Origin of the sequence: Humidesulfovibrio sp., from assembly GCF_035560995.1 — a bacterium.
Taxonomy (GTDB): Bacteria; Desulfobacterota; Desulfovibrionia; order Desulfovibrionales; family Desulfovibrionaceae; genus Humidesulfovibrio.
In genome coordinates this window covers 1-7,870 of sequence record NZ_DATMYK010000345.1, presented here as the reverse complement: position 1 = coordinate 7,870, position 7,870 = coordinate 1, and the positions used below count along the sequence as shown (strand labels likewise).

General features: G+C 67.3%; 8 protein-coding genes and 1 pseudogene. All 9 read right to left on the bottom strand.

What is annotated here, in order from left to right; translation table 11 throughout:
• On the bottom strand, window positions 1-353 hold a 353-nt coding region (locus tag VN419_RS13775; RefSeq protein WP_325647791.1), incomplete at its 3' end, for an amphi-Trp domain-containing protein.
• 52 nt (window positions 354-405) lie between these two features.
• Complete coding sequence (locus VN419_RS13770; RefSeq protein WP_325647790.1) at window positions 406-1,590, bottom strand: GAK system CofD-like protein; 1,185 nt, start codon at window positions 1,588-1,590, stop codon at window positions 406-408.
• 29 nt (window positions 1,591-1,619) lie between these two features.
• Entirely contained in the window at window positions 1,620-2,750 is a 1,131-nt protein-coding gene (locus VN419_RS13765; protein ID WP_325647789.1) for an HprK-related kinase B, read from the bottom strand.
• The gene (locus VN419_RS13760) at window positions 2,747-3,649 is read right to left on the bottom strand and encodes a GAK system ATP-grasp enzyme (protein ID WP_325647788.1); all 903 of its coding nucleotides are present in this window, start codon (window positions 3,647-3,649) and stop codon (window positions 2,747-2,749) included. The genes VN419_RS13765 and VN419_RS13760 overlap by 4 nt, the downstream gene beginning before the upstream one ends.
• Before the next feature lie 11 nt (window positions 3,650-3,660).
• The gene (locus VN419_RS13755) at window positions 3,661-5,337 is read right to left on the bottom strand and encodes a phosphate signaling complex PhoU family protein (protein WP_325647787.1); all 1,677 of its coding nucleotides are present in this window, start codon (window positions 5,335-5,337) and stop codon (window positions 3,661-3,663) included.
• Window positions 5,338-5,349: 12 nt separating this feature from the next.
• Window positions 5,350-5,622 (bottom strand): amphi-Trp domain-containing protein, encoded by a 273-nt coding sequence (locus VN419_RS13750; protein ID WP_325647786.1) that lies wholly within the window; start codon window positions 5,620-5,622, stop codon window positions 5,350-5,352.
• Between the two features lie 38 nt (window positions 5,623-5,660).
• Window positions 5,661-6,830: a hypothetical protein gene (locus VN419_RS13745; RefSeq protein WP_325647785.1), complete on the bottom strand. Its 1,170-nt coding sequence runs from the start codon at window positions 6,828-6,830 to the stop codon at window positions 5,661-5,663.
• Window positions 6,831-6,842: 12 nt separating this feature from the next.
• Window positions 6,843-7,373 carry a GAK system XXXCH domain-containing protein gene (locus VN419_RS13740; RefSeq protein WP_325647784.1) on the bottom strand — a complete coding sequence of 177 codons (531 nt, stop codon included), beginning with the start codon at window positions 7,371-7,373 and terminating at the stop codon, window positions 6,843-6,845.
• Between the two features lie 127 nt (window positions 7,374-7,500).
• A pseudogene (locus VN419_RS13735) lies at window positions 7,501-7,870 on the bottom strand (glycerol acyltransferase); the annotation flags it as partial.

The following is a 7,870-nucleotide window of genomic DNA, read 5'->3' as shown; positions in this document are numbered from 1 at the left end:
TTCGCGGCAGGCTTTTCGGCCGGCTTTTCGGCCGGCTTGGCCATGGGCTTGGCGTCCTTCGCCGAATCCTTGGGCGAGTCTTTGGGTGCGTCGGCGCTGATCTTGAGGCTGGCCGGATCGTCCTCAATGCCCATGAGCCGCCAGGAAACCTCCAGGCTGAAGCGGGCCTTGTCCTTCTTCACTCTCGCCTCCACCTCCACCTCGGCCGTCTCGGCCGGGGCCAGGCACAGGCACTCGCCGTCCTTCTCGATGGTCAGGCGGCCGGTCTTGAAGCCCTTGGCCAGGGCGGTCAGATAGTCGGCCACGGCGGCGCTCTCCATCACGGTCTTCAACTCGATCTTGTCCTTGTCCATGTCGACCTCCGTATTGTCATGCGGTTTGGGGGGTGATGCTTGGTTTTCGCGCTCACGCCAGGGAAAGCAGAATGGGCACCAGAAAACGGTCGTCGATGTCCGGGCTGGGGCCGTAGCCGATGAGCGGGCAGTCGATGACCTCGACCCCGAGGTTGCGGATGCGCGCAAGGTCAAGCCCGCCGGGGTAGTGGCCGTGGGCCGTGTCCACCAGCACGAAGTGCAGCACGTCGGACAGGCGGATGCCCGGCGCATCGGCCATGAGCACCTGGCCCAGGCGTTCCACCTGGTCCGCAACCGAGAGGCCCAGGCATTCCGGGTCGTCACCTGTGGAGGGCACGTAGATCTTGGAGCAGGCCGCGCCGGCCACGGCCTGGCCCACGCCGCGCGGCAGCAGGTTGGCCAGCACGCTGGAGTGGAAGCTGCCCATGGGGTAGCAGATGAGCTCCGCCCCCTGGATGAGGGTGCGCATCTTGTCTCGGATGGGCTGGTCCACCGCCCGGCCGGTGTCGTCGGACAGGTACAGCCGGGTGATGGGTGAGGTGAGCCTCGCCGTCTCCTTGCCGGTCAGGCGGTGCTGGCCGATGATGAGCGCTCCGTCGGCCAATTCCGCCGCAAGGTGCAGGTTCTTGTTCACCACCGGGCGAACCGTGCCGCGCACCTGCACCAGGTTGGAGAACATGAAGATCACCGGATCCAGGTGCCTGCGGTTGGCCAGGTAGCCTCCGGCCAGCACCAGGTTGCCGATGCTCGCGCCGTTCAGGTCGAAGTCCTCGGGCATGTTCTGCTGGAACATGGCCAGGTGGTTGCGCACGATCTTGCGCATGGGGTCCGGAATGCGCGCCACCAGCTCGTGCCTGCCGCGCACCATCTGGTCGAGGTCGTGGCGCAGGGGCTCCTGCTCTTCCCCCTTGGGCAGGCGGTGGGCGAACAGGGCGAAGATCTCCGGGTTGCCGCGCAGGCTCTGGTCGGCCAGGGCCATGAGCCGGTTTCTGATGTCGCCCACGGCGGGCATGTTGAAAGCGCGGCGTATCTCGGCCGAACTGCCGCCGGAATCAAAGGGCGTGATGACGTGTATGGAATTGTGCGTGTAGTTCACCAGCCGGGCGCTGGAGCGCTTCAGGGCCGTGCCCCCGCTGAAGAACAGCAGCTTCGGCCCCAGCTCCGGGCATTTCTCCAGCCGCGCCAGGGCCATGTGGTTGGGAATCTCCACCTCGCGGCGTATCCAGGTCTTTGCCACTTTCGTATGTGCTCCTCTCGCCCGGCTGGCTAGCCGTGCACCAGGTATTCGATGCAGAAGTCCGCGGCGCGGTCGAAGTCCACCCCGCCGGAGATTTCGATGATGTCGCAGCGCGACAAGAGCCCGGCGTAGGCGGCTTCGCCCGGATCGCGCCAGGCGGCGTCGCCGTTCAGGGGCAGGGAGAACAGCCCGGCAGGCTTCATGAACGCGGGCAAGAGGTCCGGGCGCTCGGCTGCCTTGACGAAGCGGATGGCGGTTTCGCCGCCGCCGCGCCGCCAGTTCAGCACCACCAGCCCGTGCATGGGCGACTGCAGCACGAATCGCCCCTCGCCGAAGCACTTGTCCAGAAACACGTCGTACTTGTGCTCCAGCTCCCAGAGTTCGTCGGCGTCCAGTCCCATAAAGCGCTCGCGGTCCTCATCGGGCACCACGCCGGCCAGGTGGGGGTTGTTCAGCGCCGTGCCGGGGTTGATGCGCGGCAGCTTGGGCACGCCGCACATGCGCAGGCCGGCACCGGCCGGCACCCCTGCGCCGTCCAGGGGCGCGGCCAGCAGGCGGTCGTTGCTGACGAAGAGCGCGCCCCGGCTCATGACGTGCATGGCCAGCGTGCTTTTGCCCGCGCCGGAAAAGCCGCACAGGGCCAAGCCCCGCAGGCGGCCGCCGCCGGGATCGGCCATGAGGTGCGCCACGGCGGCCGCGTGGCCCAGCAGGCAGCCCTGGTGCAGCTTGTATTCGATGTAGCGATTGTTGATGAAGTTCACCACCTGATTGGAATTCTCCAGGCAGGGGCCGAAGGCCAGGTTGCGCCCCTGGCCGAAGAGAAAGACCATGCCGGTGAGCGCCTTGCGCACCAGGCGTCCGCCCGGCACGTCGGCGTACTCCTCCTTGACCTTGGTCTTGCCCGGGTCGGGCTCCTTCACCGTCAGCTCCAGGGGCACCTGCGGGGCCGGGCCGTCCAGGGCGGTGATGCAGACATCCGCCCCGCCCCCGCGCGTGACGAAGCCGCCGAAGTAGGCGTCCAGCTCGGAGAGCAAGGCCTGGGAGTTGGAGCGCACCTCGATGCGGCAGTCGCCCAGGTCGAGGTTCAGCGCGTGCGGAGCCGGGGCGCTTGCGCCCAGCATGTCGGCCAGGGTGCTCATGACGTAGCCGTGCCTGCTCATTTGATGACCCTCCTGGCGGCGTAGTCCGCGTAGAGTTTTGCGGCGTCGATGCCCCTGGCTTCCTGGATGCCCCGGAAGCCGCCAAAGGCCGAAACCTCGAAGATCTGCGGGCCGTCGTCGGTCAGCGCCACGTCCACGCAGGTGAAGTCCAGCCGGAACAGGTTCTGGGCGCGCCAGGCCAGGTTGATGATCTCCTCCGGCGGATCGAAGGGGGCGTAGCGCCCGCCGGATTCCGTGGTGGTGTTCCACTCGCCGGGCTTGCGGCAGCGGGCGTAGGTGGTCAGGTAGTCGCCCCCCAGGAACACGATGCCCAGGTCGCGCTCGCCCAGGGCGATGGTCTTCTGGATGTAGAAAAAGCCCTGCTCGCGCTTGTAGTCCTCAAGCTCCGCCCGCAGGTTCGGGCCGGGGGAGAGCACGCGCATGCCGCGCGCCTTGGTGGAGTACAGCGGCTTCAGGATGGCCTCGCCGAAGCGCTCCACGGCCTCCACGGCCCCGTCCAGGTCCTCGGTGGCCACGGTGGGCGGCATGGGGATGCCCGCCAGGGCCAGGGTGGTGGTGCAGGACATGCGGTCGATGAGCCCGGCCACCGCGCCGGGACGCGAGAACATGCGCACCCCCCGGCCCTCGATGAAGCGCAGCAGCTCCAGGCGGTCGAGCAGGCCCGGCGAGTACTCCGGCCCCAGCTTCTTGAGCAGCAGGGCCGAGCACTTGGAGAGGTCCAGGCCCTCGTACATGGCCCGGCCGGTGGAGAGGTCCAGGGTCACGCGGTCCAGTTCGATGAGCAGGGGGGCGTCGCCGCAGGCCTCGGCCGCGCGGGCGGCCAGGAGTTCGGAGGACCAGCCCCCGCGCACGCCCACCACGCCGAGGGCGGGAACGTCTTGTCTGTCGTGTGCCGTCATTGTGCGTCCTGTCAGGAGAAGAGCACGCGCTCCGGCAGGCGGAAGTCCTGCCAGGGGCGGCCCCTGTGTTCGGCCACGCGCTCCATGAGGTAGTGCGCCCGCTGGCACATGCCGCGCGAGAAGGCCGGGTTGAGTTCGAAGCGGGTGGAGGTGAACAGCGAACGCGCCAGGGCGAGGGCCATGCGCGCCTCGAAGGTGGCGTCGGCCGCTTCCTGGGCAAAGGCCCTGGCGAAGGCCAAAAACTCGGCCATGACCCAATGGATGCGCCCGCGCAGGTGCGCCTCGAACACGGGCATGCGGTAGTTGGACACGAGGAAGACCGAAACGTCCTGCACGTAGTCCTGCGGACGCGAGCGGTGCACGTCCAGGTAGTGCAGGCGCTGGGTCTGATGGTTGTACACAAGGTTGTTCACGTTGAAGTCGCCGTGGATGAGCACGGAAAAGGGCGCGAAGAGCTCCTTCTCCGCCGCGGCGCAAGAGGCCAGCAGCTCCCGCGTGCCCGCTACCCTGTGCCCGCAGACGTCTTTTTCCGGCCTGTCGAAGCCGGGATGGATCTGCAGCACCGCGTCCAGGCGCTTGGTAAGCTGGGCCATGAACGCGGCGGGCACCTCCACGCGGGTGCGGGTGGTTTCCCAGATGTCCTGCACGGTCTGGGTGGTGATGAACATGGCGTTCTGCAGCACCTCCTCGCCGGAGGTGAGCAGCACTTCGTCCAGGTTGCAGCCGGGCAAGAACTCCACCAGCAGCGAGGCCTTGTCGCCCTCCTCATGAAAGCCGAACACCCCGGCCACCAGGCCCGGATAGGTCTTGGCCCACAGCTCGAGCCCCGCCTTCTCGGCCTGGATCTTGGCCTTGGCCCCTTCCTTGTAGATGCTGCCAAGCGGATCCACGCCGGGACCGCCCGTGTCGCCCTCGCGCAGGAAGGGCTTGGAATCCACCCGGCCGATGCGGCAGCCGCTGCGCGTGCCCCAGATGGCCTTGAAGTCCACGCTGGTGAGCCCGCCCGCGAAGCCGGTCTTGGTCAGGGTCTGCTGCAGGGCCTCGAACTGCTCGATCTTGATCCTCTCGCCCAGGATGGCGAAGATGAGGGCCTCGCCCACGTTCAAGAGCGCGTCGCCGATGCGTTCCAGGTAGCGGAAGATGAACAGCACGGTGATGAGGTTCTGCACGTTCTTGCCCGTGCGCAGCTCGCCCATGATGCGGTCGAAGCCGACCTTATACATGCGGTCCAGGCCGTATTCCGCCCGGCAGACCGAGAGCGCGCCGGAGATGTCCGCCTGCTGGAAGGCGGCCAGAATGCGCGAGAGGCAGGCCTCGATCTCCTCGAACATTTCCTTGTAGGCGTAGGAATGCAGGAAAGTATGGTCGGTCAGGTAGTTGGTCTGCTGGACGATGTTCACGCAGAAGTCGGCCACGCGCTCCAGATTCACGCAGATGACCTGGATGGCGCGCACGCGGTTGCCCGTGCTCTTGTCCAGCACGCGCCCGGCCTCGTCCTCGTGGAAATGGCCGTAGCACTTGTTCTCGATGACCGTCTTCAGGTTGTCGATGTAGTCGTCGCGACCCACGATGTGGTCGTACAGGGCGTGGCTGGGCGCATCGAGGAAATTCAGGGTGGCGCGCACCTGCCGTTCCACCTCGGCCACCATGAAGGTGAAGTTCTCCTCAAGGCCTTCAAAGGTCAGCATGGCCCGGCCGCCCTAAGATTCCACACGGATGGCGCGCTCGCCCGCCGCCAGGGCGCTCTTGGCGTCCTTCCAGGCGATCTTGATGGTCATCTTGCTTTCGCCGTCCTTGCGCTTGGCCTTTACGCCGAAGCTGACCAGAGCGCCCGGGGTGAGCACGATCTCCTCGGAATCGCTGCGCAGGACCACGCGGCCCTTGCCGAAGCCCTCGGTGAGGGCGGCCAGAAAGGCCTGGATGCTCTTCTCGTCCTGCACGGAATCGAATTCGAACTTGCCGTCGTTTGACATTTGGGGGGTCTCCTTGCCCGGTGTTTTCCGGCCTGGGCCTAGGCGTTCAGCCGGGCGGTGTATTCGTTGATGACGCAGGCCCGGTCCATGCCCGAGGCCAGCAGGCGCTTTCTGATGCCGATGTCGTCCCAGGCGGGCTGCACGCCGATCTCGCGCAGCACCTTGTCCGAGGCCGGGTCCGGGTTGCGCAACTTCTCGCTCATGTGGGTGTCGTCGCCCATGAAGACCAGCTGCCTGCGCTCGGTCCAGCCCTTGCGGTTCTTGCGCGCCAGGGTGTCGATGAGAAATTCCGTGTAGCGCTGGGACTGGGGGTTCCACACCTCGTAGCCGTCCACGTCGTAGTCGGCCAGCAGGATGGGCCAGAACTGCTCCGGGTGGGGGATGACCACACCCGCGCCAAAGCTTCGCGCCTCCTCGATGACCTCCGTGGCGCGGTAGAAGTACTGCATGGGGAACTGGGCCTTCACCCGCAGCTTCACGGCCTGGACAAAGGACTGCACGCGGGTCACCAGACGCTCGCCGTAGCGGGGCCGCTGGGCGTCCAGAAAGCCGCGCACCAGCTTGTTCTTCAGGGTCTCCAGGGGCAGGGCGGCGTGGTGGCGCTCCAGCAGGGCCAAGAGCTTCTGGGCGTGCAGCCGGGCGAAGCGGATGGTCTCCTCCGCCGCGCCGGTATCGGCTGCGACCATGTTCAGCCGGGCCTCGTCAGCGCCGGAGAGCACGTGCAGGAACTCGAACAGCTGGCTGGAGCGGTAGCGCGCGGTGTGGGCCAGCATGGACTTCAGCACCCCGGCCTTGTCCAGGCGGTCGGCCCGGAAGTGGATGAGGAGCTGCACCTTCTGGTTGAAGCCGCTGGAATAGCAGTCCACCTCCACCCCGGCATAGTCGCCGTAGGTGGTGATCTCGTTGTGCTGGGTGGGAATGATGAGGCTGTGGCCGCAGGCCGGGAAGGTGGCCTCGATGCGCTGCCGGATGAGGGGCATGGGCACGAATTCCGGGTGCCAGTGCACGGCCAGCACGCGCTCCTGCCGGGGCAGCACCTCGGCCGGAACCACGATGCGCGCGGCTTCTTCCGGGGTCAGGGCCGTGCAGGTGATGGCCGCGAAGGCGCGCTCGTCGTCCTGCGTTGGGGCGGGCGAAAGGCCGTTCACCTCGGCCAGAGCTTCTTGCGGCTGCGCCACGCGCAGGACCGGACTCTTGTGCTGCTTCATGTCCCGCCCGCCCTACTTGGCCACGGCGTGGCAGGACTTCTTGGAGGCGCTCAGGGCCTCCAGGGCCTGGGCCAGGGCGGCGCGGTCCTTGTTGTCGTACGCCTTCTTGAAGCCGTTCAGAATCTCCAGGTACGGGCCGTAGTCCGCCGGGCCGCGATCCGGGTGGGCGCACATGGCCAGGGAGTCCTTGAGGAAACCCTCCACGATCTCCGCCGGGGGCAGGGTCAGGGCGGCCACACTGTGCTCCAGGAACCTGAAGCTTGTCTTCATGCGCTTCTTGATGGCCTTGTAGCTGTTGCCCCTGGGCTCCTGGGCGTCCGCTCCGGGCAGGGCCACGCCCTTGGCCTTCAGCCTCAGCTCGGCCATGCCGCCCAGCTGCTTGATGGACAGCTCCAGCTTGGTGCAGGCCTCCACATGCGGAGCAAAGGCCTTGAGCGCCTGGGGCGCCACGGCGTGACGGAAGCCGCCCGCCACGGCCTTGAGCAGCACGGCCACCTCGTCGGCCTGGAGGATGATCTCGATCTTCATGTCGTCGCTTCCCATCTGCTTCTCCTTTGTGTGGTGTGCGCAGCTTCCAAGTAGCTGAAGTTGCGGGCGCAAGTGTTACGGCCCGGTAACGCCGGGGTGAAGGTCTGCTGAAGCTTCCCTGCCCCCTTTGGGCCCCCTTGCGTTACGCCGCGCGCGGCGAGGCCAGACGGGCCGCCGTGTGCCGCAGCAGGAAATTGCGGGCGTTCTCCGCCCCCATGAAGCGGGCCAGGGTGCGCTCGTCGGTCAGGGCCAGGTCCACGCAGATGAGTCCGTCCAGGCAGTCGCCGAAGTCCGGGTCCACGTTGAAGGCGGCGATGCGCCCGCCGAGCTTCAGGTATTGCCGCAGCAGCACGGGCACGCCCCGGCCTCCCTCCACCTCGGCCACCAGGTCGTTCAGGTCGCCGGGATCGCGGAAGGCCTCCTCGGGCAGGCGCAGGTCCAGACGGGGCAGCTGGCGCTCCCGCGCGGGACGGATGGGCTTCACCAGCCGGGCCAGGCCGGGGTCGAAGCTG